Here is a 26201-nt window from a genome sequence, read left to right as displayed (position 1 = left end):
TGAGCGTCATCACAGTAATATGACCAGTGGTCATCCAATCTGGAGGCGCAGATGCCAACGGTCACCTGGGCACGTGTGGATCCCGCTCGTCGGGCCGCGGTGATCGCGGCCGCCGAGGCGGAGTTCGGGGCGCACGGATACTCCCGCGGCAGCCTCAATGTGATCGCGCGTAAGGCCGGCGTCGCGAAAGGTAGCTTGTTCCAATACTTTGCGGACAAGCGCGACCTGTATGCCTTCATCGCCGATGTGGCCAGCCAACGGGTGCGGTCGTATATGGAAGGCCGGATCCGCGAGCTCGATCCCAGCCGCCCGTTCTTCGATTTCCTCCCGGTCCTGCTCGACGACTGGGTGGCCTACTTCGCCGATCACCCCAGGGAACGGGCGCTGCACGCCGCGGCCAGTTTCGAGGTCGACGTCGACGCCCGGGTCAGTGTGCGCACCGTGGTCCACCGCCACTACCTCGAGGTGCTCCGGCCCCTGGTGCGCGATGCGCAGGCCCGCGGAGACCTGAGACCCGACTCCGACGTCGATGCGTTGCTGTCCCTGTTGCTGATGATCTTCCCGCACCTGGCGCTCGCGCCGTATGTGCGCGGCATGGACCCGGTCCTGGGTCTGGACGAGCCCAGCCCTGAGCAGCCGGCACTCGCAGTACGCAGACTCGTCGGAGTATTGAAGGCCGCATTCGCGGTACCCAATTTCCCGGCGTCCACCGAAACAGCCCATCACATCTGAGGAGGCCAATTTCCATGACCAGGACACATTTCGGTTCGCTTGCGGCGGGCGGTCTCAATTGGGACAGCTTGCCGCTGAAGCTCTTTGCCGGGGGTAATGCGAAGTTCTGGAATCCGGCCGACATCGACTTCTCCCGGGATCGGGAGGACTGGGAGTCGTTGACCGACCGGGAACGTGAGTACGCCACCCGGCTGTGTGCGCAGTTCATCGCCGGCGAGGAGGCCGTCACCAACGACATCCAGCCGTTCATGAGCGCGATGGCCGCCGAGGGCCGCCTCGGTGACGAGATGTATCTGACGCAGTTCGCATTCGAGGAGGCCAAGCACACCCAGGTGTTCCGGATGTGGCTGGACGCGGTCGGTGTCACCGAGGATCTGCACGGCTATTTCGACGATCTGCCGGCCTACCGCCAGATCTTCTACGAGGAGCTACCGGAGTCGTTGGAGAAGCTGCTCGTCGACCCCTCGCCGGCCGCGCAGGTGCGTGCGTCGGTGGTGTACAACCACGTGGTCGAGGGCATGCTGGCGCTTACCGGGTACTTCGCCTGGCACCGCATCTGTGTGGGGCGGGGCATTCTTCCGGGCATGCAGGAGCTGGTCCGTCGAATCGGTGACGACGAGCGCAGGCACATGGCGTGGGGCACCTTCACCTGCCGCAGGCACGTCGCCGCAGATGACGCCAACTGGGCGGTGTTCGAAACCCGGATGAACGAGCTCATCCCGCTGGCACTACGCCTCACCGAGGAGGGGTTTGCCCTGTACACGCCCGACATCCCGTTCGGTCTTCAGGTGGACGAGTTCATGCAGTACTCGGCAGACAAGGGGATGCGCCGATTCGGCACGATCAGCAGTGCCCGCGGCCGTCCGCTGGCCGAGATCGATCTCGACTACTCGCCGCTGCAGTTGGAGGACACGTTCGCCGACGAGGATGCGCGGGCGTTGGTCACGGCCGGTTGACCGTGGAGGCCGCTACGACGGTGACCGACAGCAACGCGAGCAACTGCACCCACGGCGAGTGCCCGACATAACCGTCGACCGAGCGCCAGGGGTACTGACTCAGCGTTGCGCCGGCCAACGTGAGCCCGCCCGCGGCCACCGCCACGGTCAGCCGTTCCTGCCAACCGTGGCGGTCACGCAGTAGGTAGCGCACGCCCAACGTGGCCCCGGCGACCAGCAGTCCCGGCAGACCGGCGATCGCGGTCCCCGTCGCGAGTACCGCGGCGGCGATCAGGTTGGGGGAGGGTTGCCATGGCCGCACCGGATCGAGATCCGGGCTGCGGCGCCGGGCCGGCCACAGCGCCAGCAGAGCCAGTATCGGCAGCAGCGAGAGCCCGCCGATCAAACCGAACCGGTAGGGACGGTTCGACGGGAAGGACAGCGTCACCGGCCCGTCCTTGCCGGCCGGGATCACCCAGCCCTGCTGCCAACCGTTGGCCTTCACCGCTGTCAGGGCGGCGCCATCGGCAGTTCGTGCGATCCATCCCGGGCTCACGCTTTCGGGCACCACGAGGACGCGTGCCTTGTCTGACGGCGGCACGTCCACCTGCCTGAGGTCCGGTGACCACACCGGGGCGTCGACGGAAGTTGTTGTGGCCGTGCGTAGTTGGGAGGCCGTCGGCGTGTTGAGCACGACACCGTCGACGACGAACGCGGCACCGGGGCTGACCAGGAGTTCCTGTTGGCCGGCAGGCAGGGTGATCGGACCGGTCCGGCAGGTCCGGGCCGGAATCGGGTCGCCGTCGAGCAGTGCCCCCACGGTGGTGCGCACCGAGGTCTGGATGAACTGCCCGGCCACGCCGATGATGGGACCCTGCCCGCACGGAAGTGACACTGCCCGTTTGCGATTGGCGGAGGAGTCGGCGGCCGCGACGGGCTTGCCGTGGACGTCGAGGACGGTCAGTTCGGCCAGTCCGGGCGGCTTGAGTTGGTCGAAGCCCAGCGAGGTGCGGTCGATGATGTCGTTCCAGTCCAGCAGCGAAACGGTGATGGTATCGGTGACCCGCGGTTTGAGCTGTGCGGTCTGGGCTCCGCCGTTGTCGGGGAGTTCGTGCATCTGTGGACCGTCGCCCAGGTCGATCGCGACCAGCGTCGGGTGCGCGGGCGGTTGGCTGGCGCCGGGATCGATGCGCAGCGCGCCGACTTCGGCCGGTGCGGGCAGTTTCAGCGTCAGCGTGGGCGGCGCCTTGAACTGGACAACGCGTTGCGGCGCGGTCCACGAGGTGCGCGGGTCACCGTCGGTGGCGGCATAGGACGACCCGAGTACGTCGATCGGGTCGGCGTCACCGGAGGCGCGGGTGGTCCCGGGTTGGGCGACCAGATCGGCGAGTTTGGGCCCCTGACGGGACCGGATCCACACCGTCGGCTCGACATCGGTGGCCCTCGGCACCGTCAGCGTGCGGCTCAGGTTGACCTGCTCCTCGGAGGCCAGTGCCAGCGCTGCCGCGCACCGGATCCCGACCGGACTGTCGGCGCACCCGGGCCTGCCCAGTAGTTCGGTTCCCAGATCCCATTGCGCGACAGTCGAATCCGCTGGCGGCGCCGGTACCTCTACGGTGTGCCGCAGGTTGATGGGATGGGCGAATCCCGATGCGTCGTACTGGGTCACGGACAGATCGGTGATGCCGAACTGCACACCGGCCGAACCGTCGTTGGTGGCGGCCGCGGTGACCCGCACCCACGGGGTCTCGCCGACCGGCAGCGGGATGGTCAACTGCTGACCTGCGGTGTCGAAGCGCAGGCTGCTGGTACCGGTCGCGGTGGCCACCTCGATGCGCCGCACCTGGGCACCGACCGCCGTCGCACTGGGCGTGATGGTCAGCGTGGCGTTGGTGACCGGGTGATCGAAATCGACCTGCAGCCACTGGCCGACTGCGGCCTGCAGGGCGTTGGACACCCATGACGTCGAACCGTCGCCGTCGATCGCCGCGGCGGGCCCGGTGGCCGGTGCGACATTGGGCAGGGCGGTGGAGTCCGCCGCCGAACTCGATACCGATACCCGTCCGCCATCCCATTTGCCGTAGACCGGCGTGGCCCCGCCCGCCGGGTAGTCCGGGACACGGTTGTGGGTGTGGCGGGCGTCGTCGGGGGTGCGGATTGCCGAGGCGTGGTCGTCGACTCGGCCGTAGTCGATCTCGCGGGCGGTCGGGGTGTCGGTAACGATCACCCCGGCGGATCCGTCCGGTTGCACGGGCAGGCCGGCGCGCTCGGCGTCGGTGGTCAGCAACATCGGGCCCAGCGGGGGCAGGCCGGCGAGGCGGCGGCGTTCGTCGAGTCGCAGCAGCGCCTCGGGTGCGCCGGCCACCCGGGTCATCGCGTCGGTGTCGACCAGATACGGTGCGGCCGGGTTGGTCCCGCCGGTATCCACCCGGTAGATCTCGACGGAAGGGTAGTGCGGACGCAGGCCGCTGTCGGCGACGAAGCCTTCCAATGTCCCCGGCCCCGCCTCGTCACCGAACTCGGCCACCTTGGACAGTCCGGGGGACCCCTCTATCGCGCGGTGTACCAGCACGGGACGGGCTGACCGGGACACGTCGGGGTCCAGGTCGTTGCGCAGGACGACATACGAAATACCTTGCCGGGCAAGGGTATCGGCCAGCCCTGCGGAAGGGCGGCCGGCGGCGAACAACCGCTGCACCGAATCCAGCGCACGGATCGTCTCCGGCGGCGTCAGCGGGATCGAATCCCGCACGCCCCACGGGCTCGATCCCAGTACCTGCAACGGCTCGTCGTGACTGTTGCCCCAGGTCTGGGTGGCGAACGGGGCACCGGGCGCGACCAGGACCCGGCCCCGGTCGGTGTTGTGTTCGTCGAGCCAGTCCGCGGTGTCGTGCCAGTACTGCGGGATCGCGGTGAATGTTCCGGCGGGGGCGATCCGGCCGGTCCAGGCCAGCGACGTACCGGCGGCCAGCGCGGCGAGCACCACGATCGCCACCGCGACGCGCTTGTCGTATTCGGGCCGGGCGAAGGCCCGCAACCACACCGGCCGGGGCACGCTGCCCGGCAGTGAGATCCGACCCAACAGATGAGCCAGACCCAGCGCCAGCGGAAGTCGCAGCACCGGATCGAGCTTGGCCAGGTTGCGCAGCGGCGTGCCCGTTCCGTCCAGGAAATCCTGGACGGCCGTCGCCACCGGGGAGCCCAGCCCCCCGGAATAGCCCAGGCCGAGCAGCACCACACCGATCAACAGCATGGTGATCAGGCGGCCCCGCGCCGGCATCGAACGCAGCGCCAGCCCGGCCAATCCGGCCGCCGCCACCAAGGTGGTCGCCAGCACCGCGACGGTGCTTGTCACCAGTGATGCCGCCGCGGTGGCGGAGGAGGCGACGAACGGGGTCCAGGTGTGGGTGCCGCGCAGCATCTCGGTCAGCGACATCCACTGTGTGGTGACGCCCGAGGATTCGATGAAGTCCAGAAAAGGCGGGCTGATCCGACCCAGCATCACCAGGGCCACGACCCACCAGGCGATGGCCAGTGCCGTGCAGCCGAACCACCACGCGGTGAATCGCCACCACAGCTTGTTCGGCCGGTGGCAGGCCCACCAGATGATCGCGGCCAGGCAACCGGTCAGTGTCGCGACCGCGTTGACCGCGCCCATCAACGCCACAGCGCCCGCGGACCGGGCAGCCATCAGCCGCAGGTTCCGGTCGCCTTGACAGGATGTCGCCGCCGGCGCGGCTCCGCGAAACGCCAGGATGACCGGCAACAGCACCCACGGTGCCAGCATGATCGGCAGCGTCTCGGACGAGATCGCACCGAGGGTGGTCAGTACACGCGGCGACAGGGTGAACGCGAGCGCACCGAGGACACGCGAACTGGTGCTGCCGATGCCCCGCCCGTCGTTCAAGGCCTCGGCGACCCGTATGAAACCCCAGAAGCCCACGGTCAGCAGCAGGGCCCACCACAGCCGCTGGGTGACCCAGCCGGGGATCCCCAGCAGATCGCCGGCCAGGAAGAACGCGCCGTGGGGAAACAGGTAGCCGTAGGCCTGGTTCTGTGCCTGCCCGAACGGTAGGTCGCTGTTCCACAGATTGAAGGCGCGAGCCAGAAACCTCAGCGGATTGGCGGTGAGGTCCAGTTTGGTATCGGGTGATATCTCTCCGGGCGACTGGGCGAAAGTCAGGAGCAGTGTCGCGACGGCGACGACCCACAGCCAGCGCCGCGCCAGTGGCGGGTCAGCTTCCCGCCGCGTGAGCGGCACATCCAAGCTAGGACCGGTCGCCGTACTCGACCCTGTTGAGCACCGATGACGCCGGGTCGCCCGCCTGCAGCGGAGGCTTCGTGTCCTGCTGCACCATCAGCGTCACACCGAAAACGGCGGCCGCCCCCAACAACAGTCCGACGACAATGCTGGCCGCGGAGGGGATGACGAACCGGTTCACCCGGCCAACCTAGCATGGCGACCCCACCGATCCGTGCGTGGTGGACGTGGGCCGACACGCACAAAATCGATTACCGCCTGCCTAACGGCTAAGGTCGGGCCCCATGGCTTCTCCGCGTCTCGTCGCAACTTTCGCAGCGTTGTCCGGACTGTTGCTGGCGTGCTCGCCGAGCACGCCGTCGGCGGCACCCGAATCTTCCTCCCCGGACACGAAGCCGATGTCGACCGCTGGGCCGCTCCCGGCGGCGCCGGTATGTGACCTGGCGGCCCTGTCGTCCCGGGACAAGCTCGCCCAACTGCTGACCGTCGGGGTCCAGGATGCGGCCGATGCACGTGCCGTGGTGGGCAGCCAGCACGTCGGCGGCATCATGATCGGCAGCTGGACCGACCTGTCGATGCTCAACGACGGATCGCTGCCCGACATCTCCGCCGCCGGTCCCCTGCCACTGTCGGTCAGCGTGGACGAGGAAGGCGGCCGGGTGTCGCGGTTGTCCTCGTTGATCGGCGAGCAGCCGTCGGCCCGCGTGCTCGCCCAGACCAAATCCGTCGACGAGGTGTACGGCATCGCGCGGGACCGCGGTCAGAAGATGCGCGGCCTCGGCATCACCGTCGACTTCGCACCTGTCGTCGACGTCACCTCGGATGCCGACGACACCGTCATCGGTGACCGGTCCTTCGGCGACAATCCGGCCACGGTCACCGAGTACGCCGGCGCCTACGCCCGCGGGCTGCGCGACGCCGGGGTGCTGCCGGTGCTCAAGCACTTCCCGGGTCACGGTCACGGTTCGGGTGACTCGCACACCGGCTCGGTGACCACCCCGCCGATCGCCGATCTGCAGAGCAACGACTTGGTGCCGTACCGGACCCTGACCACCGAGGGCCCGGTCGCGGTCATGGTCGGACACCTGGAGGTACCGGGCCTGACCGGTAGCGACCCGGCCAGCCTCAGCCCCGCCGCCTATCAACTGCTGCGGTCGGGCGGTTACGGCGGCCCGGGCTTCAACGGCGTGGTCTACACCGACGATCTGTCCAGCATGGCGGCGATCAACCAGCGTTACGGGGTGGCCAGCGCGGTGCTGCGGGCGCTGCAGGCCGGGGCCGACAACGCGTTGTGGATCACCACCGACGAGGTGCCCGCGGTGCTCGACGGCCTGGAGAAGGCGCTGGCCGACGGTCAGCTGAACCAGGCTGCGGTGGACGCCGCGGTGCAACGCAATGTGGACGCCAAGGGCGGGGTGCGCTGCTAGGAGTGCACTGAGCTGCTGCCCTGACCGTCCACCCGACGCTTATCCTGGTCGGATGGCAGGTGGAACCAAGCGGCTGCCGCGGGCCGTCCGCGAACAGCAGATGCTCGACGCTGCAGTGCAGATTTTCTCGGTCAACGGCTATCACGAGACGTCGATGGACGCGATCGCCGCGGAGGCCGAGATCTCCAAGCCGATGCTGTACCTCTATTACGGCTCCAAGGAGGAGTTGTTCGGCGCCTGCCTGAACCGCGAGCTGACCCGGTTCGTGGACGTGGTGCGCGGAGAGATCGACTTCACCCAGAGCCCCAAGGAGCTGCTGCGCAGCGCTGTGCTGGCGTTCCTGACCTACATCGACGCCAACCGGGCGTCCTGGATGGTGCTGTACACCCAGGCCACCAGTTCGCAGGCGTTCGCCCACACCGTCCGCGAGGGCCGCGATCGCATCATCGACCTGGTGGCCCGGTTGCTCAGTACCGGTACGCGTAATCCCCAGCCCGACAGCGACTTCGAGATGATGGCGGTGGCGCTGGTGGGCGCCGGTGAGGCGATTGCCGGCCGGGTGAGCACCGGGGACGCCGACGTCGACGAGGCCGCCGAGTTGATGATCAACCTGTTCTGGCGCGGCCTGAAGGGCACCCCGTCGGACGCGGGAACGCAGTCGGTTTCGGCCGGTTAGACCCCCTGAAATTGGCGCCTCGGCAACCCCGTGAGCGGCACTAAGCTACCGGTATGGGTTCTGAGCTCAAAGTTGTTCCGGCCGAGTTGCGCTCGGCCGCTGCCACCGAGACCGCTGTGGGCGTCGCGATCGCCGGGCTCGGAATCCGACAACCGCTGAGCGCTGCGGCAGCGGCTATGCCGGGCCTGCAGAGTGGCGCTGCCTGCGCAGAGATCTCCCCGGTGGTCGACAGTGCAGCCCGGATGGTCGGTGCCGAGGTCAGCGCACATGCCGACAAACTGGGCACTGCCGCCGGCGCCTACGAACGCGTCGACGGGGAGTATGCGGACCGGCTGAACTCGGCGCAGCCAGGTTGACATGCCGGTCTCCATCTCTCAGGTAGAGGCCTCCAACCCCGAGATACTCGTTCTGAGCGGCGCCGACATCGGCACCCGCGCCGCAAGGCTGGCCACCCAGATGGACCAGCAGCGGGCCGCGATCGAGCAGCTGCGCGCCGGTTGGACGGGTACCTCGTCCGATGCCGCCATCGCAAGCGCCACAGCGTCATTGGAGCGTATGCAGCGTCTCCACGCCAGTCTGACCAAATTGCAGACCGTCCTGTCGGGCGGCGGTGGCGAGCTCGTGCAACAGCGCAGCCGGATCTTGAGCTTCGTCGGGCAGCTGGAAGGCCGGGGATGGCAGGTTGCCGACGACGGAACGGTGTCGGTCCGTCCCGGTAGCGTCCTAGACTTCTATTCCAAGCTGAGTCCGGTGAACCGGATGCTGCTGCGGGCGATGGCCGCGAAGGCATCGGCGGAACTCAAGTCGATGCTGGCACAGTTCGAAACCACCGACAACAAGGTTGGACAACAGGTCCGCGATGCCGTGGCGCCACTCAATGCGCCGGATCCCAAGCAATCGCCGGACCCAAACAGCCCGAAAGCACTGGTCGATCGGTTGGCCGGGATGACGCCCGACCAACGGTCCGAGTTTCTCGCCGGGCTGAGCCCGGAGACCCTGCATGAGATGGTGCTCGCCGACCCGCAGGTGATGGGCAACACCGACGGTGTGCCCTTCGAGACCAGGATCGAAGCCAATGACATCAACATCCGCAACGCCCTGGCCGAGGAGAAGGCCAAGGAGCATCCCGACGAGGCCCGGGTCAAACAACTTGAGGCGATGCTGACCCCGATCAAGGACCCCAACGGCAGCGGTGCGATGGTGCCGCGCAAGTTCGTCGGGTTCTCGACCGAGGGAAACGGACGGATGATCGAGATGATCGGCGAGATCAAGCCCGGCATCAAGGGTGTCGGCGTGGTCGTGCCCGGCACGAACACCAACTTGAATGGCAGCGCCTCGAATCACGCCTCGGCTGTGGAATTGGCAAAGCAATCGGGCTCGCCGGTATTCCTGTACATGGGTGACGACTTCCCCCAGGGGCTGGACAACGCGGCGGACCCGAAGTACGCGGCGTCCATGGCTCCCAAGCTGGTGTCATTCGGACACGAGATCGACCGTGCGGTGGGCGCGGGCGCGCCGGGTACGCCGGTGACCTACATCGGCCATTCCTATGGCGGCGCAGTCGTCGGTACGGCCGAGCAGATGGGTTTGCGCGCGGACCGGGTCTTGCACGCGTCGTCGGCCGGCACCGGAATCCTGACCGAGGGGTACACCAACCCGAACCCGAATGTGCAACGCTATTCGATGACAGCGCCCGGAGACCCGATCGCGCTGGTGCAGTCGTTGCCCCGCGATGTCTCCCTGTCGAGTATCCCGGGTGTCGATTCGATACCGGGCATTCCGCACAACGTCGACGGGCGCATCGGCAATCCGCTGGGTGGCCTGCCGTCGGCTACCGATCCGGACAGAATTCCCGGTGTCACCCGTCTCGACACCGGCTACTACAGCCCGGAAGGCGCCCACCCGAACCAGATCATCGTCGGAACCGACGCCCATGGAAAGTATTGGGACGATTATGATTCCGACGCGTTTCACAACATGGCCGCGGTGATTAGCGGGGGCGAGGCCACGGGGTACGTCGAGCGCGGGATCCAGACCAATTACGTAGACATCGATGTCGGTGACGACGGGAACTTCGGGGCCGAGGCCGCCGACCAGGGGCGCGCGGCCGGCGGATCGAAGATCCCGGAACTCCCTTGGGACGACGACGGATCCTACGATAGACGGCAACATCCATGGGATAATCCGGTCGTGACGGACAATCCTGGCCGCGGACCAAAGGTCCAGGTCAAATGAGAGCTATCGCAACATTGTTCGTGACGATGCTGCTGGTGTCCACGACTTCATGCGAATTCTCCCAGAAGGACCAGCGCACTACCGAAGGTGAGGCGACGATGCAACCCACCTCCTTGACTGTTACCGAGGCTGCTCGGGTGACAGCCGGATATGTGTCGACCATCCTCGACAAGCCGGTCGATCCCGATCCTGCGTATGCGCGAAAAATCGGGTGTCGCACCGACGATGCACTGATGTCGGTCGGCCCGCCCTGGAAGGTGCAGGTTTCCGAGTGGCTGGTCGATCCCGCGCCGGAGTTGGTCGAGGCGGCCCTGACTCGCGCCTCCGCCTTGCGCGATCAGGGATTCGAACTGATCCCATGGACCCGGCCGGATCCGGAACCCGCAGACAACAAGTCCTATCGCGACAGTCGCGGCTACGTGGTGTCGGTCAAGGCCAAAACCACTGCGGGGGGTGTTTACGGACTCGACGTACACGCAACCTCGCCGTGTGCCGACGAGGACTAGATCGCCACACCCTCCACGGCACTGAACGGTGATGCCGTCGGCACCACACGAGTGAGCCGGAACCCGTTCTGCTCGTAGAGCTTTCGGTACTCGGCTGCGCTACGCTCGCGTGCCGCGACCCCGACCAACATCTCCATGTCGACCCACCTGCCGAGAAACTCCCGGTCGTGGTCCGGGAGCACGGCCTCGATCAGCAGCAGGGTGTCGCCCGGCCTGGCTGCCGCCCGCACATTACGCAGGATCGCCGCCGCCTTGTCGTCGGGCCAGTCGTGAATGATGTTCTTCATCACGTAGGCGTCGACGCCGGCCGGAACACAGTCGAAGAACGATCCGGGTACCACCTGCACCCGGTCGGCCACCCCGTACCGGCCCAGCATTTCCGGTGCCCCCTGCACGACCTGAGGCAGGTCATAGAGCACTCCGCGGGCTGCCGGGGTGGCCTGAAGGATGGCCGCCAGAAGACGGCCGTGTCCGCCACCGACATCGGCGATGGTCCCGAACCGGGTGAAGTCGTAGGCCGCCACCACCGGGGCGATCGCCAGCTCGGAGATGCTGGTCATGGCGTCGTTGAAGAGGGCCCCGAGTTCGGGTTCGGAGCCGAGGTACTCGAACGCCTCTTTGCCGCGCAGCTTGGGGATGACGGCCTCACCGGTGCGGACCGCGTCGGCGAGGTGGCTCCAGTGCTCGCGATGCTGCGGCGAGCCGACCAGTTTCGCCATCCCGGCGATCGAAACCGCGGCGTCTGTGCGCAACGTCGCGCCCAGCGGGTTCAGCGCGTACCGCCCGTCGCGGGTGCGGCGGAAGACGCCTTCGCCGACCAGGGCCCGCATCAGCCGGTTCAGGGTGTCCGGGTTGGCCTCGACCCGGCGCGCCAACTCGTCGGTGCGCAGTGGGCCGCCGGCGAGCGCGTCGGCGACCCCGAGCTGGGTGGCGGCGGCGATGCCCTGGGCGACCCAGGCGCCCAGGATCAGCTCCAGCATGGCCGCGGGCGGCGGGACCGCGCGTTGATGCAGGCGACGCAGGTGATGGCGGACACGCTCGACCGCGCGGACCAGTCCGGCGGGCGGCACCTTGGCGGGAGTCACCGGACGACTTTAGGGCAGGTCGGCCGCGATGTCTGTACCGATGGCCGACCTGGTGGCGACAGCAAACCGAACTGGCGTCGGGACCGGCCCCGCCCGACGCCTAAAGTGGTGCCGATGTCCACTGCGAATCGAAGGGCCGGCCGTGCCTGACGCCGCCGGCGGTGGCTCGTCGCTGGACCAGCTCCACCAGCTCAACCGCGAGGTGGCCGAATCACGGTCGGCCCGGCTGCTCGTGACCAACAACCTGGCCACCTATCTCACGCTGATGGAACGCCACCTGGACCGGGGCGCCAAGCTCACCGAGACTGAGCTGGTGGTCCGGCTGGAACGCGACCTGGCCGATCTGGGCTCCGAGACTGAGCAGTCGGGCCTGGCCCTGATCAAATACTGGGCCAGCCAGGGCTGGCTGCACCGGATTACCGAGCCGTCCGGCGACACCGAACGCAACGTCTGCTACCTGACCTACGAGGCGCGGGCCGTACTGGATTTCGCCCGCCGCATGCGCCGCGAGGACACCGTCGCGACCGGCGGGTCGATCACCGGTATCGCGGCCGGGCTGCGCCGGGTGGCCGGCCAGGTCAGCAACGATCCGGAGCGTATCCGCGCCGACATCGAAGCCGAGATCGCCAGGCTGCATGACGAACTCGATGCCCTCGAGCAGGGGCAGCGGCCCGAACCCGACCTCGTCGACGTCGAGGACGACGCCCGGGCCATCGCCCTGCAGATGGAGCAGATCGTCTCCGACATCGGGCAGTACGGCGCCATGCTGAACCGCATTACCACTCGATTGTTGGATGCGTCCGCAGACACCGATCTCGGTTACCGGGAACGTCAACGCCAACTGTTCGACGATTACGAGTCACTGTTCGCCTCCCGGGAGAGTGCCTCCTACACCGCCTTCACCCGGATGATCCAGGACCCCGAGCAGCGGGCCGCCCTGGTGGCCGACATCGAGGCGGTGACCCGTGAGTTGCCGCACCTGGACCCGGGCCTGCGTGAGGTGATGACCGGGTTCTTCAGCCTGGTGTCGGCGCAGACGGCCGAGGTCGGGCGGACCCGTCAGCGCTGCGCCCGCCGGATCAAGCGTTTTGTCGCGTCCGGCACGCTGGAACACAGTCGCGGCGTCACCCGGCAGCTCAACGAGGCACTGGCAGGCGCGCACGAACTCCTCAGCGTGTCCCTGGCCGACAGTCGCATCGGCATCGAGGTTCCGCTGGCCCGCACCGATCTCAATTCGATTGGCGCCGTTGCCTTCAAGATTCGTGACGCGATCCCGCCGTCACAGGCCGAGTCCGCCGAGGGCGAGGTGAACCTGTCGGCATTCTCGGCTTTGGCGTCCCAGGTCGACGCCGCTGAGTTGGCCGAGTTGATCAACGGCGCGGTGGCGGCCGGACCGGTATCGCTGCCCGACGCGATCGGCATGCTGGACTCGGCGTATCTCGGGCATGTGATCGTGCTGTGGTCCTGGGCGCTCAAGCAGCAACCCACCGAACACGCTGAATCCGTACGGGTGCGCTTCCGGTCCCTGGAAGGTGCCGACCGCGAAATCGAGATCCCCCGACTGGTTTTCACCGAGCCGATCCCTACTGCCAGTGAGAGCATGCTATGACCGAGACCCCTGATCCCACGTTTGACACCGGGGTCGACTTCGATGCCCTGCCGAGCATCGACGCCGTCGAACGGACCACCGACCAGCGTCGCGCGCCGCGCTTCGACGGTGACGTCAGCGAGTTGCCCGACCGGGCCTGCTGGGCGTTGCAGCACCTGCTGTCGCGTCGGTACATCAGCAAGGACAACCACTCCGAGCTGTGGGCGTGGGTCACCCGGTACCGCACCGAAATCACCGTGCGGCTCTCGGAACTCGATCTGCGGCTGTGCATCTCGGACGATCACGACATCGCCTACGTCGAGACGGCCGACTACGAATCGCAGTGGCGGCGCCGGTTGCTACGTCGCGAGACCCTCAACACCTACGACTCGATCCTGGCACTGCACCTGGCCAAGCTCATGCGCGCTGCGTCCCGCGACGAGAACGTCCTGATCAGCCGGGACGAGATCCACGAGCTGTTCGCCGGGGTGAACAACGACACCGACCGCGACACCGCCTCGTTCGACAAGCGGATCGACAACGCGGTCGAGCGGCTCACCGATATCGAGATGCTCTCGCGCAACCGGGAGGACGAGGACAGCTTCACCATCAGCCCGGTGGTCAACGCGATCATGACGGCCTCGATGATCACCGAGCTGCAGCAGCAGTTCGAGCAGCTCAAGCGGGCCGCCAACGGTGTCGGCGCCGACGATTCCGACGACGTGGCAGTATCCGAACGGCACGAGGACGAAGTGGACGCGCATGGCTGAACCGACCAACCAGTTCTCGCTCTCGCGCCTGCAGGTCATCAACTGGGGTGTGTTCGACGGGTATCACTCGATCCCGTTCAGTCAGCACGGCACGCTGATCACCGGATCCTCGGGTAGCGGCAAATCCTCACTGCTGGATGCGATCTCGCTGGCCTTTCTGCCGTCGCACCGGCGTAACTTCAACGCCTCGGGCGATACCACCGCCGCGGGCGCGGGCACCGGAAAGCGCACCGTCGACAAGTACGTCCGCGGCGCCTGGGGTGAGCGCCGGGAGGGCGCCAACCGGCAGATCATGTATCTGCGCGGGACGGGCCCGGCCTGGTCGGCGGTATCGGTCACCTATAGCGACCGCACCGGGCGCTCGGTCACCGGGCTGGTACTCAAATGGCTTGCCGCCGAGAAGACGTCGGATCCGGGCAGCCGGTACTACCTGATCGACGCCGACCGCGACATCTTCGGCCTGTGCAACCGGTGGGCGGCCAACGGTTATGACGCCGCGGTGTTCCGCGACGACGGCTGGACCGGTGGTCGCAGTGAGAGCCAGTACCTGGCGCAGCTGTACGCCAGCATCGGCATCCGTGCCTCCGAAGCCGCGCAGCAGCTTCTCGGCAAGGCGAAATCGCTGAAAAGCGTGGGTGGTCTTGAGCAGTTCGTCCGCGAGTTCATGCTCGACGAGCCGGCCAGCCTCAGCGGCGTGGAGGAGGCACTGGAGCAGATCAACCCGCTGGTCGAGGCCCGCGGGCTACTGGATGTGGCCCGGCGCAAGCGCAACACGTTGGGCAACATCGCTGCGGTGCAGGCGCGTTACGCCGAAGAGGAAGCCAAGTTCGGCGTGATCGACACGGTCGACAACGCGTTGATCCGCGACTACGTCGATCACCTGCGGTTGGCCCAGGCCGGCCCGGAGATCGACAATCTCGACGACCAGATCACTCAGCTCGGTGCCCAGCGTGACGAGTTCGGTTCACAGCAGCGCCAGCTCAAGAACGAACACAATTCGCTCATGGCGCAGATCAATACGGTCACGGTGGATCTGGTGCCGCTGCAGCAGCGTCTCACCGAGGCGGAGCGGATCAGCGAGGAGGTGTCGCGCCGGCGCAGCGGTTACGAGGACAAGGTGACCGCGCTGGGGTTGACCCCGCCGGACGACGGCGAGGAATTCTGGTCGCTGCGTGAGACTTTGATGGTCGAGGCCGACCGGCTGCATCGGGAGCTGTTCACCGGGAACCAGCCCTACGTCGAGGCGTCGGCCAAGGAGGTGCGGGCCCGCGAGGCGCGCGAGAGCGTGGAGTCCGAGCTGGAGCGGGTGCAGCGGCTGGGCTCCCCGCTGCCGCGGACCGAATACGAGATGCGGGCCCGGATCGCCCGGGCGCTCGAGATCTCCGAGCGTGACCTGGTCTATGTCGCCGAGTTGATGGAACTCAAGCCCGATGAGTCGCGGTGGCGACTGGCCGTCGAAAAGGTGTTGCGCGGGGCCGGATTGCGCTTGCTGGTTCCCGATGCCTACATGGAGCGCGCGCTGCGCTTCGTCAACGAGAACGACATGCGTGGCCGGATCCAGCTGCAGCACGTCCAGCACGGCGCACAGTTGCGCACCCCGCCACCGCATACGCTTGCCACCAAACTCCAGCTGGCCGACCCAACTCACGACAGTGCGGTGGAGGCCCTCAATGTGATTGCCGCGGTGGGCGATTACGTATGTGTCGACGGGCCGGAGGAGTTCACCGAACAGTCCCGCGCCGTCACCGATCAAGGCCTGCGCAAGGACAGCGGCCGGCTGTCGATCAAGGATGACCGGTCGCGGCTGCGCCCGTCGGACTACATCTTCCTCGGCGGTACCGCAGCCAAAGTTGAAGCCCTGCAGGATGACCTGGCTGCCGCGCAGGACGTCTACCAGGTGGCGCGCAACTCCCGTGAGCGCCTCGACGAGCACCGCGGTCAGCTGCAGTCCCGGGAGCGTGCCTGCCGGGCGTTGTGTGACCAGTTCATGCAGTGGAGCGATATCGACTCCGACTCGGTCGACGAGATGCTCGAACGGTTGCAAGACGAACACGAACTGCTGGTCTCGGACAACCCCGACGCCGAACGGCTGCAACAGCGGGCTGACGAATGCTGGGAGCGCGTCGAGAAGGTGATCCAGCAGATCGGCTCGCTCAACGAACGCGAAACCACGCTGGACCGGAGGCGGACCGCGCTGCTGGAGTTGAGCGAGGTCCTGACCGAACGGCTCGGGGCCGGCGAGCTGCCGCAGCACACTCGCGACACGATCGACACCTATGCCGCCGACATCGCGCTGACCCTCGAGTTGCTCGAATCCGAGCCGTACCGAAGCGAACTGAGCCGCGTCATCAGTCGCGAGCGGGACCGGCTGCGGGCGGACCGCAACCGGTCGCACGACGAGCTGGCCGGCATCATGGCCGCATACGACAGCTCATTCCCCGACGCCATCCCGAACGACAGCGATGTGTTCGACGAGCGGGTGCACGACTACGTGGCGTTGTGCCGTCGCATCGACGAGCGGGAGCTGCCCGATGCGTATGAGCGCATGCAACGGCTGATCACCGAGCAGGCGCCGGGCGCAATCCTGAACCTGCACATGATCGCCGACAACGAAGCGCGGCGGATCACCGAGCAGATCGCCCGCGTCAACACCGGCCTGGGTGCGGTGGAGTTCAACCGCGGCACCCGGCTGACCCTGCATGCCGGTACCCGGCATCTGGCGGCGGTCGACGAACTCAACGAGAAGGCCCAGCGCATCTCCTCGCGGGTGTCGCTGGTGAGTTTCGGCGACGAGACCGCGATGTTCGAGCAGTACACCGACATCCTGCAGTTGCGAAAGTTGTTGGCGGGCAACACGCCGGAGGATCGGCAGTGGACTCGTGACGCCCTGGATGTGCGTAACCGGTTCGTGCTGTACTGCGAGGAGCGCGATGCCGAGACCGGCGAGGTCATCCGGACCTACAGCAATTCCGGCGACAACTCCGGTGGTGAGCAGGAGAAGCTCATGGCGTTCTGCCTGGCCGGAGCGCTGAGCTTCAACCTGGCCAGCCCGGACAGCAACGACACCCGGCCGTTGTTCGCCCAGCTGATGCTCGACGAGGCGTTCTCCAAGTCGGATCCGCAGTTCGCCCAGCAGGCACTGTCGGCGTTCCGTAAGTTCGGTTTCCAGTTGGTGATCGTGTCGACCGTGCAGAACAGCACGACGATCCAGCCCTACATCGACAACGTGGTGATGGTGTCCAAGTCCGACGCGTCGGCGCCCAATGCCCGGCCCGTCGCGTCGGTCACCTCGGCGTCGATCTCCGAATTCGCCGATCTGCGAAAGACTTCAGGGGACGCGGTACCGAGCGCCTGACCTTGCGTCGAGCGTGCGTCCCAAGCGGCTCGTCCCCTCGTCGGAACCCCGGACAGCGCCATGCCTTTCCTGGCTGGGTGTCGACCAGTTCTTCGGCCCGGAGGCGGATCGGCGTGCTCAGGACAATCACCGGCATTAGCAACCGAGGGAGGCCGACGTGATTTTGACGACGGCTGAACCACCGTCGGTTGCCCACGGTCGCGTGGAGCTACGCGGTCAGTGCCGGGACACCTATGACCACTCGAAGGATCCGTTCGATCGCGGCGACGTCACGGCCGAGTTGGAATCGCAATAGCCTCTGGCTACTTCGACGACTGCTCAGAGTGGGCTGACCGTCGCGGTCAGGTGCGGGTAGCCCTTCGACAGGTTGCGCAGCGTCAGCTCCCAGCCGTCGGTGTCGCGTTCGACGTAGAGTCCGGCCTTGGCGGGCAGCACCACGGGTTTGGCGAACCGCACCGAGTACTTCACCGCATCGGGGAGCTGCCCCTCGATGTTGGCCAGAACCGCTGCCGCACTGAACATCCCGTGGGCGATGACGGTGGGGAAGCCGAACAGCTTGGCCGCCAACCCGTTGGTGTGGATCGGGTTGTGGTCCCCGCCGATCGACGCGTAGTTCCGGATCTGCCCGGGTGTGATGTTCAGGACCGCGTTGGGCGGCGGCAGCTTCGGCTGCTTCTGCGGCTCCGGCTTGGGCTCACCGGACAGGCTGGTCTTCTGCTGGTGCAGGAACGTCGTCACCTGGTGCCAGGCCGTGTCATTGCCGACCTTGAGTTCGGTGACGATGTCGACCAGCAGGCCCTTGCGGTGCTCCCGCAGGTTCTCCGCGTGCACAGCGGCGCTGACGGCATCGGTGACCCTGATCGGCCGGTACTGGGTGATGTGATTCTCGGTGTGCACCGAACCCATGGCGGCGAACGGGAAATCGAATCCGGTGACCAGTGACATCACCGTCGGGAAGGTCAGTGCGAACGGGTAGGTCAGCGGCAGGGTGTCGCTGAACCGCAGCCCGGTTACCTGCGCATAGGCGGCAACGTTGGCCGGGTCGATAGGCAGGTTGTCGACCTTGAGGGTGCGGGTCGGCAGGGTGTCGTCGCGCGGGATGAACGGCAGGGCGCCGACGACAGCGCGGAGCATGTTGTTCACTTCTAGGCTCCCAGCATGGCCTGGCCGCAGACCCGGATGGTGTTGCCGGTGACCGCATTCGACGCGGGGCTGGCGAAGTAGGCGATCAGCTCGGCCACGTCCACCGGCTTGCCGCCCTGGAACAGCGAGTTCAGCCGGCGGCCGACCTCACGGGTGGCCAGCGGGATGGCGTCGGTCATCTTGGTCTCGATGAAGCCGGGAGCGACGGCGTTGATGGTGATGCCCTTCTCCGCCAACACCGGGGCCAATGCTTCGGTGAGCCCGATCATCCCGGCCTTGGTGGCGGCGTAGTTGGTCTGCCCGCGGTTACCGGCGATGCCGGCCATCGAGGATAGGCCGATCACCCGGCCGCCCTCGCTGAGGGTGCCACTGGCCACCAGGCCCTCGGTGAGACGCTGCGGGGCAAGTAGATTCACCGCGATCACCGAATCCCAGCGGCTCTCGTCCATGTTGGCCAGCAGCTTGTCGCGGGTGATGCCGGCGTTGTTGACCAGCACGTCGACCTTGCCGCCGTGTTGCGCGGTGACATGGGCGACGATGGCGTCGATTGCATCTTCTGAGGTGACGTCCAACGTCAGGGCGCTGCCGCCGACCTTCTCGGCGACCTTGCCCAGGTCCTCGGCGGCCTGGGGAACGTCCACCGCGACCACGGTCGCGCCGTCCCGCGCGAACACCTCGGCGATCGTCGCGCCGATGCCGCGGGCCGCGCCGGTGACCACGGCGACCTTGCCGGCCAGCGGCTTGTCCCAGTCGGCCGGCGGGGTCGAGTCGGCGGCGCCCACCCGGTACACCTGCCCGTCGACGTAGGCCGACTTGGCCGAGAGGATGAACCGGAGGGTGGACTCCAGGCCAGTGGCGCCGGGCTTGGCGTCGGCGGCCAGGTACACCAGCGATGCGGTGGCGCCGCGCTGCAGCTCCTTGCCCAGCGAGCGGGTGAAGCCCTCCAGGGCGCGCTGCGCGATCTGGGCGTGGACACTGCCGGCCTGATCCGGGGTGGTGCCGATGACGGCCACCCGGGCGCACGAGGCGAGGTTGCGCAGCACCGGGGTGAAGAACTGGTAGAGCTCCTTGAGTCCGGCAGCGTCGGCGATGCCGGTGGCGTCGAGCACCACGCCGCCGAACGAATCGGCCCAGCGGCCGCCGATGTTGTTGGAGACCACGTCGTAGTCGTCGGCCAGGGCGGCGCGCAGCGGCTCGACGACGCGGCCCTCCCCGCCGATCAGCAGGGAGCCGGCCAGGGGCGGCTGCCCGGGGCGGTAGCGGCGCAGGGTCTCGGGCTGCGGCACGCCCAGCTGTTTGGCCAGGAACGATCCCGGCCCGGAGTTGACCACTTGGGAGAACAGGTCGGAAGCCACTTCAGCTGCCTTTCGCTTCGCAGTACTGCGTTGTCCATACCGAACTTACTCCAGAGTAAGAACAGTGGGTAATATGGCCCCGGACAACCCGACAGTGGAGGGCAAACAGATGGCCAACAACACGACCCGGCGACGCGTTGCCGTTTTGGGTGGCAACAGGATTCCGTTCGCACGGTCCGACGGCGCCTACGCCAACGCCTCCAATCAGGATATGTTCACCGCCGCGCTGGACGGGCTGATCGAGCGCTTCGACCTGGCCGGAGAGCGGCTCGGTGCGGTGATCGGCGGTGCGGTACTCAAGCACAGCCGTGACTTCAACCTCATGCGTGAATGCGTGCTGGGCAGCGCGTTATCGCCCTACACACCGGCCTTTGACCTGCAGCAGGCCTGCGGCACCGGGCTGCAGTCCGCGATCGTCGCCGCCAACGCCATCGCACTGGGGCAGTACGAGTCCGCGGCCACCGGTGGCGTGGACACCGCATCGGACGCCCCGATCGCGTTCGGCAACGACCTGCGGCAGGTCCTGCTGGGCCTGCGCCGGGCGAAGTCCAACCTGGACCGGCTCAAGCTGGTCGGCAAGCTGCCGGCCGCCCTCGGCGTAGAGATCCCGGTCAACAGCGAGCCGCGCACCGGTATGTCGATGGGCGAACACGCCGCGGTGACCGCCAAGTTGATGGGCGTCAAGCGCGTCGACCAGGACGAGTTGGCCGCCGCCAGCCACCGCAACATGGCCGCCGCCTACGACAGCGGGTTCTTCGACGACCTGGTCACCCCGTTCCTCGGGCTGTACCGCGACAACAATCTGCGGGCAGATTCCACGCCGGAGAAGCTGGCCAAGCTCAAGCCGGTGTTCGGAGTCAAGGCCGGCGACGCGACCATGACCGCGGGCAACTCGACGCCGCTGACCGACGGTGCCTCGGTGGCGCTGCTGGCCAGTGAGGACTGGGCCCAGGCCCATGGACACGAACCGCTGGCCTACTTCGTCGACGGCGAAACCGCGGCCGTCGACTACGTCAACGGGCCCGACGGCCTGCTGATGGCGCCGACGTACGCGGTACCGCGACTGCTGGCCCGCAACGGATTGACCCTGCAGGACTTCGATTTCTACGAGATCCACGAGGCGTTCGCCTCGGTGGTGCTGGCCACGCTGGCGGCCTGGGACTCCGACGAGTACTGCAAGGAGCGGCTGGGTTTGAAAACGGCGCTCGGCAGCATCGACCGGGCCAAGCTCAACGTCAACGGTTCCTCGCTCGCGGCGGGTCACCCGTTCGCGGCTACCGGCGGCCGGATCGTGGCGCAGCTGGCCAAGCAGTTGGCAGAGAAAAAGAAGCAGACCGGGCAGCCGGTACGCGGACTGATCTCCGTCTGTGCGGCTGGGGGGCAGGGCGTCACGGCCATTTTGGAGGCGTAGCTTGCGGAGCCCGAAGGCATGACCGCCGCGGCGGTCACATTCGAAAAGTTTGTTTGGGGGACGTGTAACGGTCGTGGCGTAGAGGTCGATAGAGGGGGTAGCTCCGTGTTGCCGTCTGACCCCCCGACCCGACGGCAACACGGAGCAACCTAGCTCCGAATCCGGGCAAAAATCGACCGTACTTCCTCTGGCTTGAGGGGTGCCCGAGGCGTACGATCGAGCCTACGACGGGTTCGGGAGTGACTGATCCAAAGAGTCGGTACAGGGGTGAAAGACCGGCTGCGTGAGACGAATTGCAACGCCCCCAAGTGTCCTCCCGAACCCGCCCCTTTTGTCTTTTGAGGCGCCTAGCCTGGTGCCATGCAGATCAGCCTCATCGCCTCACTCAGTGACACCGTTGGCCGCTCCCCGGTTGACGCCACGGTAGAGAATCTCGCTCAATTGCACGACGAGGGATTCCGGCGGGTCTGGATGACGCAGATGCCCTACGAACCAGACCTCCTGACCGTCCTCGCGGTCGCGTTCCGTGAGGTCGACGGGATCGAGGTGGGCACAGGTGTCATCCCGATCCAGAATCAGCACCCGATGTTGCTGGCACAGCGTGCACTCACGCTCAGCCTGATCAGCGGCGGCCGGTTCCTGCTGGGCCTCGGCATGACGCATGCCGCGGTGACCGAGGGGATGTGGGGCATTCCGTGGGACAAGCCCGTGCGACGCCTGCGGGAGTACCTCGATGGGCTGCAACCACTGTTGGCCGGCGAACCCGCTGATGCGCCGGGTGAGACGGTGACCACGCGCGGTGCCCTGCAGATCGCGGGGGCGTCGGCACCCGATGTGTACATCGCCGCGTTGGGGCCCCAACTGCTCAAACTGGCCGGCCGTCGCACCGCGGGCACCGTGACCTGGATGACCGGGCCGAAGACGCTGGCCGAGCATGTTGCGCCGACCCTGCGTGAAGGCGCCGACGGTCGGCCGGTCCGCGTCGTCGCCGCGCTTCCGGTGAGCGTCACCGACGATGTCGACGGGGCCCGTGCCCAGGCCGCCGAACAGTTCGCAATGTACGGGTATCTGCCGTCCTATCGGGCCATGCTCGATAGGGAGGGGTACGCCGGACCCGCAGATGCTGCCATCATCGGCGATGAAAGCACTGTGGCAGAACGGATTCGGGCACTCGGCACGGTGGGTGTGGACGAATACGTCGGGGTGGTGTTCGACGCATCGCCCGAAACCCGTTCCCGCACCAGGGCGCTGCTGCGCTCGCTCGACAACTGAGCGCCTGCTCGCGGGTTAAGGTGCGCCCTCCGGTTCGGGCTGTGGCTCGTTCTTGAGCAGTTCGCGAACCGACGTGCGCGATCCGTAGGGGCGCAACATACCGCTGGCCGGCCGGGGCCGCACGATCTTCGGCCACCAGAACCACCGGCCGAGGAGTGTCGCGATCGACGGCGTCATGAACGACCGCACGATCAAAGTGTCGAAGAGCAGACCGAGGCCGATCGTGGTGCCGATCTGACCGAGCACGATGAGGTCGCTGAAGATGAACGAGGACATGGTGGCTGCGAACACCAGGCCGGCCGCGGTCACCACCTTGCCGGTGCCGGCCATGGCGCGGATGACGCCGGTTTTGAGCCCGGCCCCGATCTCCTCCTGGAAGCGGGATATCAACAGCAGGTTGTAGTCGGCACCCACGGCCAGCAGCAGGATGATGGCCAGTGCCAGTACGATCCAGTACAGCTGGATGCCGAAGATGTACTGCCACACCAGGACTGACAAACCGAACGATGCCCCCAACGACAGCACCACGGTACCGACGATGACCAGCGCCGCGACCAGGCTGCGGGTGATGAACATCATGATGAGCAGGATGAGCGAGATCGCCGCCAACGCGGCGATGATCAGATCGTATTTGGCGCCGTCCTGAATGTCCTTGTATGCAGAAGCTGTTCCGGCCACATAGATCTTGGCGTCCGACAGCGGAGTGGCTTTGATGGAATCGAATGCGGCGTCCTTGATTCCGTCGATATGTGAGATGCCTTCTGGCGTAGCGGGAGTTCCCTCATGCGTGATGATCATCCGGGCGGCCTTGCCGTCAGGTGAGAGGAACAGTTTCAGGCCGCGTTTGAAGTCGGGATTGTCGAAGGCCTCGGGTGGAAGGTAGAACGAGTCGTCGTTCTTGGCGGAGTCGAAGGCCTGTCCCATCGCGGTCGCATTCTGCAGGGCTTCTTCGGACTGCGCATTGGTCCCGGACGTGGTCGCGTAGTTCGACAGCGTCAGGTCACGGTTTCGCTCCTGGATGGCGATCTGCGGCGGCAGCAGCGCCAGGAGTTGCGGTTGCAGCGCATCAAGTTTGTCCAGGCTCGCCGTGATCTCGCCGAACTGGTCGCTGAGTTTGTCGATTCCGTCGAGCGCGTCGAATACCGACCGCAGCGCCGCGCACATCGGAATGTCGAAACAGTGTGGTTCCCAGTAGAAGTAGTTGCGCAGCGGCCGGAACTGGTCGTCGAAGTTTGCGATCTTGTCACGCAGATCGTTCACGATCGTGACGGTGTCGTGGAACGCCTGCGTCTGCTCATGGGTGGCGTCGGCGCTGGCCTGTTGCAGTGTGACCTGCCGCTTGAGGATGTTGATCGTGTTGGACAGCTCGTTGGCCTGTTTGAGCAGATCGGCCGCGCGGTCCTGCTGATAGCCCAGATTCATGATCTGGCTGGCGCTTTGCGCGCTGATCTGGAAGGGAATGGAGCTGTGCTTGATCGGTGTGCCCAGCGGGCGGGTGATCGACTGGACCAGCGCGATGCCGCGGGTGTGCAGAACGGCTTTGGCAATGCGTTCGAGCACCAGCATGTCCGCGGGGTTGCGCATGTCATGATCGGTTTCGACCATCAACAGCTCGGGGTTCAGCCTGGCCTCCGAGAAGTGGCGGGTGGCAGCGATATAGCCGATGTTGGCCGGCGCCGATTCCGGGAGGTAGGGGCGGCCGTCATAGCTGGTCTTGTATCCCGGCAGGGCGAGTAGGCCGATGAGCGCGATCAGGCATGACACGACCAGGATGGGGCCGGGCCAACGCACGATCGCGGTACCGATGCGTCGCCAGCCGCGGGTCTGGTGTTTGCGTTTCGGTTCCAACAGTCCGAACCGGCTGAAGATGGTCAGCACGGCGGGGCCCAGGGTGAGCGCCGCCGCCAACGTCACGAGCACACCGATGGCGGCGGGGATGCCCAAGGTCTGGAAGTACGGCAGGCGGGTGAAGTACAGGCAGGCCACGGCTCCGGCAATGGTCAGCCCCGAGCCGACGATGACGTGCACCGTCCCACGAAACATGTCGTAATACGCGGTCTCGCGGTCCATCCCGCGGGTCCGGGCCTCGTGGTAGCGGCCGATGACGAAAATGCCGTAGTCCGTGCCCGCGGCGATCGCCAACAGCGTCAGCAGATTCGTCGAATAGGTGGAAAGTCCGATGACTCCGTAATGAGCCAGTGCGGCCACGACACCGCGCGCGGCCGCCAGTTCGATGGCGACCGTGACGAGCATGATGAGCATCGTGACGACGGACCGGTAGACCACGAGCAGCATCACCGCGATGACCAAAAAGGTTATGCCGGTGACCTTGTGGGTACCCTCGCTACCGACCTCGAAGTTGTCGGTGATGAGCGGTGCGGCGCCGGTGACGTAGGCCTTGACCCCGGGCGGTGGCGGGACGCTCGCGACGATGTTGCGGATGGCGTCGACTGATTGGTTGGACAACGCTTCGCCCTGGTTGCCCGCGAGGTACACCTGTACCAGTGCGGCCTTGCCGTCCTTGCTCTGCGACCCGCCCGCCGTGAGCGGGTCTCCCCAGAAGTCCTGAATGTGCTCGACGTGCTTGGTGTCCTCGGCCAGCCGTTTCACCAGGGTGTCGTAGAAGCGGTGGGCTTCGTCGCCGAGAGGCTGATCGCCTTCGAGCACAATCATGGCTGCGCTGTCGGAGTCGAACTCGTCGAAGACCTGGCCGATGTGTCGCATTGCCATGGTTGACGGCGCGTCGGGCGCGTTCAGACCCACCGAACGTGCGGCGCCGACGACTTCCAGTTGGGGCACAAAGATATTCGTCAGGGTGGCGACGGCCACCCACACCAGCATGATCGGTACGGCGAGTAGACGAATGGTGCGCGCCGTCCTCGAACCGGTATGTGCCCCGGCGCCGGCGTCGTGCTGCTCGCTCATGCCGACTTGTCCAAGCACGCGATGTAGCCGTTCACGTTGTCGGTGGACCTTTCGTCCTTGACCACACCGTTGACCGTGATGCGGCAGCCGATGTAGTCACCGTCGCCCTGTGCGCGAAGGTCGGCGAACATCGTGGGGTCATCGGTGACCAGCGTCTGCGACCACGGCAGCGCGACGTCCTCGGCCCGTTGGGGTTGGGCGTCGATGTCCAGGTAGTTGACCGTGGCGATCGAACCCGGTGGACCGAACACCTCGAACAGCACCCGCTTCGGGTTGTATCCGGTGTTCTCCAGGGTGTCGGCACTGGGGCGTGACACCTCGTTGTCGGAACCGAATATGCCGTGCAGTCGACTGACGGTGAAGGCGACTACCGCCACCACCAGTACAGCCACGATCACCGTCCAGCGCCGCCTGACCAGTCTGGTTACCGAGATCCCCTGCATCTCAGAGCCTTTCGAGAACAAGCGCACAACTCGCCTTGAAGCGAGAATCTTCGACCGTTCCAAGCACCTGAACGGTACGGTA

General features: G+C 66.6%; 19 protein-coding genes. 12 read left to right on the top strand and 7 right to left on the bottom strand.

The window, feature by feature from the left end; all coding sequences use genetic code 11:
• Nucleotides 1-51: 51 nt before the first annotated feature.
• Together G6N44_RS16200 and G6N44_RS16195 are read left to right on the top strand one after the other, a co-directional pair.
• Nucleotides 52-732, top strand: coding sequence for a TetR/AcrR family transcriptional regulator (locus G6N44_RS16200; protein WP_163665654.1), 681 nt, complete (start codon nt 52-54; stop codon nt 730-732).
• A gap of 14 nt (nt 733-746) precedes the next feature.
• Nucleotides 747-1688 (top strand): R2-like ligand-binding oxidase, encoded by a 942-nt coding sequence (locus G6N44_RS16195; RefSeq protein WP_163665652.1) that lies wholly within the window; start codon nt 747-749, stop codon nt 1686-1688.
• Here the strand turns inward: G6N44_RS16195 and G6N44_RS16190 are convergent.
• Nucleotides 1675-5895, bottom strand: coding sequence for an alpha-(1->3)-arabinofuranosyltransferase (locus G6N44_RS16190; RefSeq protein WP_179964583.1), 4221 nt, complete (start codon nt 5893-5895; stop codon nt 1675-1677). The genes G6N44_RS16195 and G6N44_RS16190 overlap by 14 nt on opposite strands.
• A 40-nt stretch (nt 5896-5935) precedes the next feature.
• Nucleotides 5936-6109 (bottom strand): DUF2613 domain-containing protein, encoded by a 174-nt coding sequence (locus G6N44_RS16185; RefSeq protein ID WP_003881739.1) that lies wholly within the window; start codon nt 6107-6109, stop codon nt 5936-5938.
• A 103-nt stretch (nt 6110-6212) separates the two neighbouring features.
• On the opposite strand from G6N44_RS16185, the gene G6N44_RS16180 reads away from it, so the two are divergent.
• The 5 genes from G6N44_RS16180 to G6N44_RS16160 are packed head-to-tail and all read left to right on the top strand — an operon-like array spanning nt 6213 to nt 10772.
• On the top strand, nt 6213-7355 hold the full coding sequence (locus tag G6N44_RS16180; protein ID WP_163665650.1) for a glycoside hydrolase family 3 N-terminal domain-containing protein: 1143 nt from the start codon (nt 6213-6215) through the stop codon (nt 7353-7355).
• A 52-nt stretch (nt 7356-7407) separates the two neighbouring features.
• Entirely contained in the window at nt 7408-8031 is a 624-nt protein-coding gene (locus tag G6N44_RS16175; RefSeq protein ID WP_163665648.1) for a TetR/AcrR family transcriptional regulator, read from the top strand.
• A 53-nt stretch (nt 8032-8084) separates the two neighbouring features.
• On the top strand, nt 8085-8387 hold the full coding sequence (locus tag G6N44_RS16170) for a type VII secretion target (RefSeq protein ID WP_163665646.1): 303 nt from the start codon (nt 8085-8087) through the stop codon (nt 8385-8387).
• 1 nt (nt 8388) lies between these two features.
• On the top strand, nt 8389-10266 hold the full coding sequence (locus G6N44_RS16165; protein WP_163665644.1) for an alpha/beta hydrolase: 1878 nt from the start codon (nt 8389-8391) through the stop codon (nt 10264-10266).
• Entirely contained in the window at nt 10263-10772 is a 510-nt protein-coding gene (locus G6N44_RS16160) for a hypothetical protein (RefSeq protein ID WP_163665642.1), read from the top strand. Before G6N44_RS16165 ends, G6N44_RS16160 begins: the two co-directional genes overlap by 4 nt.
• Here the strand turns inward: G6N44_RS16160 and G6N44_RS16155 are convergent.
• Entirely contained in the window at nt 10769-11857 is a 1089-nt protein-coding gene (locus tag G6N44_RS16155) for a methyltransferase (protein WP_163665640.1), read from the bottom strand. The two genes, G6N44_RS16160 and G6N44_RS16155, sit on opposite strands and share 4 nt — an antisense overlap.
• A gap of 142 nt (nt 11858-11999) precedes the next feature.
• Here G6N44_RS16155 and G6N44_RS16150 point away from each other — a divergent pair, with 142 nt between their 5' ends.
• From G6N44_RS16150 to G6N44_RS16140, 3 genes are read left to right on the top strand one after another with little or no spacing between them, the layout of a single operon-like run.
• Nucleotides 12000-13466, top strand: a complete 1467-nt coding sequence (locus G6N44_RS16150; RefSeq protein ID WP_163665638.1) for a DUF3375 domain-containing protein — start codon at nt 12000-12002, stop codon at nt 13464-13466.
• Complete coding sequence (locus G6N44_RS16145) at nt 13463-14215, top strand: DUF4194 domain-containing protein (protein ID WP_163665636.1); 753 nt, start codon at nt 13463-13465, stop codon at nt 14213-14215. Before G6N44_RS16150 ends, G6N44_RS16145 begins: the two co-directional genes overlap by 4 nt.
• Nucleotides 14208-17570: an ATP-binding protein gene (locus G6N44_RS16140; protein WP_163665633.1), complete on the top strand. Its 3363-nt coding sequence runs from the start codon at nt 14208-14210 to the stop codon at nt 17568-17570. The genes G6N44_RS16145 and G6N44_RS16140 overlap by 8 nt, the downstream gene beginning before the upstream one ends.
• Before the next feature lie 318 nt (nt 17571-17888).
• Here the strand turns inward: G6N44_RS16140 and G6N44_RS16135 are convergent, their stop codons facing one another.
• Both G6N44_RS16135 and G6N44_RS16130 read right to left on the bottom strand, forming a co-directional pair.
• On the bottom strand, nt 17889-18704 hold the full coding sequence (locus G6N44_RS16135) for a MaoC/PaaZ C-terminal domain-containing protein (protein WP_163665631.1): 816 nt from the start codon (nt 18702-18704) through the stop codon (nt 17889-17891).
• 11 nt (nt 18705-18715) lie between these two features.
• Nucleotides 18716-20068 carry a 3-oxoacyl-ACP reductase gene (locus G6N44_RS16130; RefSeq protein ID WP_163665629.1) on the bottom strand — a complete coding sequence of 451 codons (1353 nt, stop codon included), beginning with the start codon at nt 20066-20068 and terminating at the stop codon, nt 18716-18718.
• Nucleotides 20069-20141: 73 nt separating this feature from the next.
• Between G6N44_RS16130 and G6N44_RS16125 the strand changes: the two genes are divergently transcribed.
• Nucleotides 20142-21479 (top strand): acetyl-CoA C-acetyltransferase, encoded by a 1338-nt coding sequence (locus G6N44_RS16125; RefSeq protein WP_372508208.1) that lies wholly within the window; start codon nt 20142-20144, stop codon nt 21477-21479.
• Nucleotides 21480-21839: 360 nt separating this feature from the next.
• Complete coding sequence (locus G6N44_RS16120) at nt 21840-22751, top strand: TIGR03564 family F420-dependent LLM class oxidoreductase (RefSeq protein WP_163665627.1); 912 nt, start codon at nt 21840-21842, stop codon at nt 22749-22751.
• A gap of 15 nt (nt 22752-22766) precedes the next feature.
• On the opposite strand, the gene G6N44_RS16115 is transcribed toward G6N44_RS16120, so the two are convergent.
• Nucleotides 22767-25676, bottom strand: coding sequence for an MMPL/RND family transporter (locus G6N44_RS16115; protein ID WP_163665625.1), 2910 nt, complete (start codon nt 25674-25676; stop codon nt 22767-22769).
• Nucleotides 25673-26119 carry an MmpS family transport accessory protein gene (locus G6N44_RS16110; protein WP_163665623.1) on the bottom strand — a complete coding sequence of 149 codons (447 nt, stop codon included), beginning with the start codon at nt 26117-26119 and terminating at the stop codon, nt 25673-25675. The genes G6N44_RS16115 and G6N44_RS16110 overlap by 4 nt, the downstream gene beginning before the upstream one ends.
• Between the last annotated feature and the right edge of the window lie 82 nt (nt 26120-26201).

Source organism: Mycolicibacterium alvei (genome assembly GCF_010727325.1).
GTDB lineage: Bacteria > Actinomycetota > Actinomycetes > Mycobacteriales > Mycobacteriaceae > Mycobacterium > Mycobacterium alvei.
The sequence above is the reverse complement of the archived record's forward strand: the minus strand, read 5'-3'. Positions and strand labels throughout refer to the sequence as shown.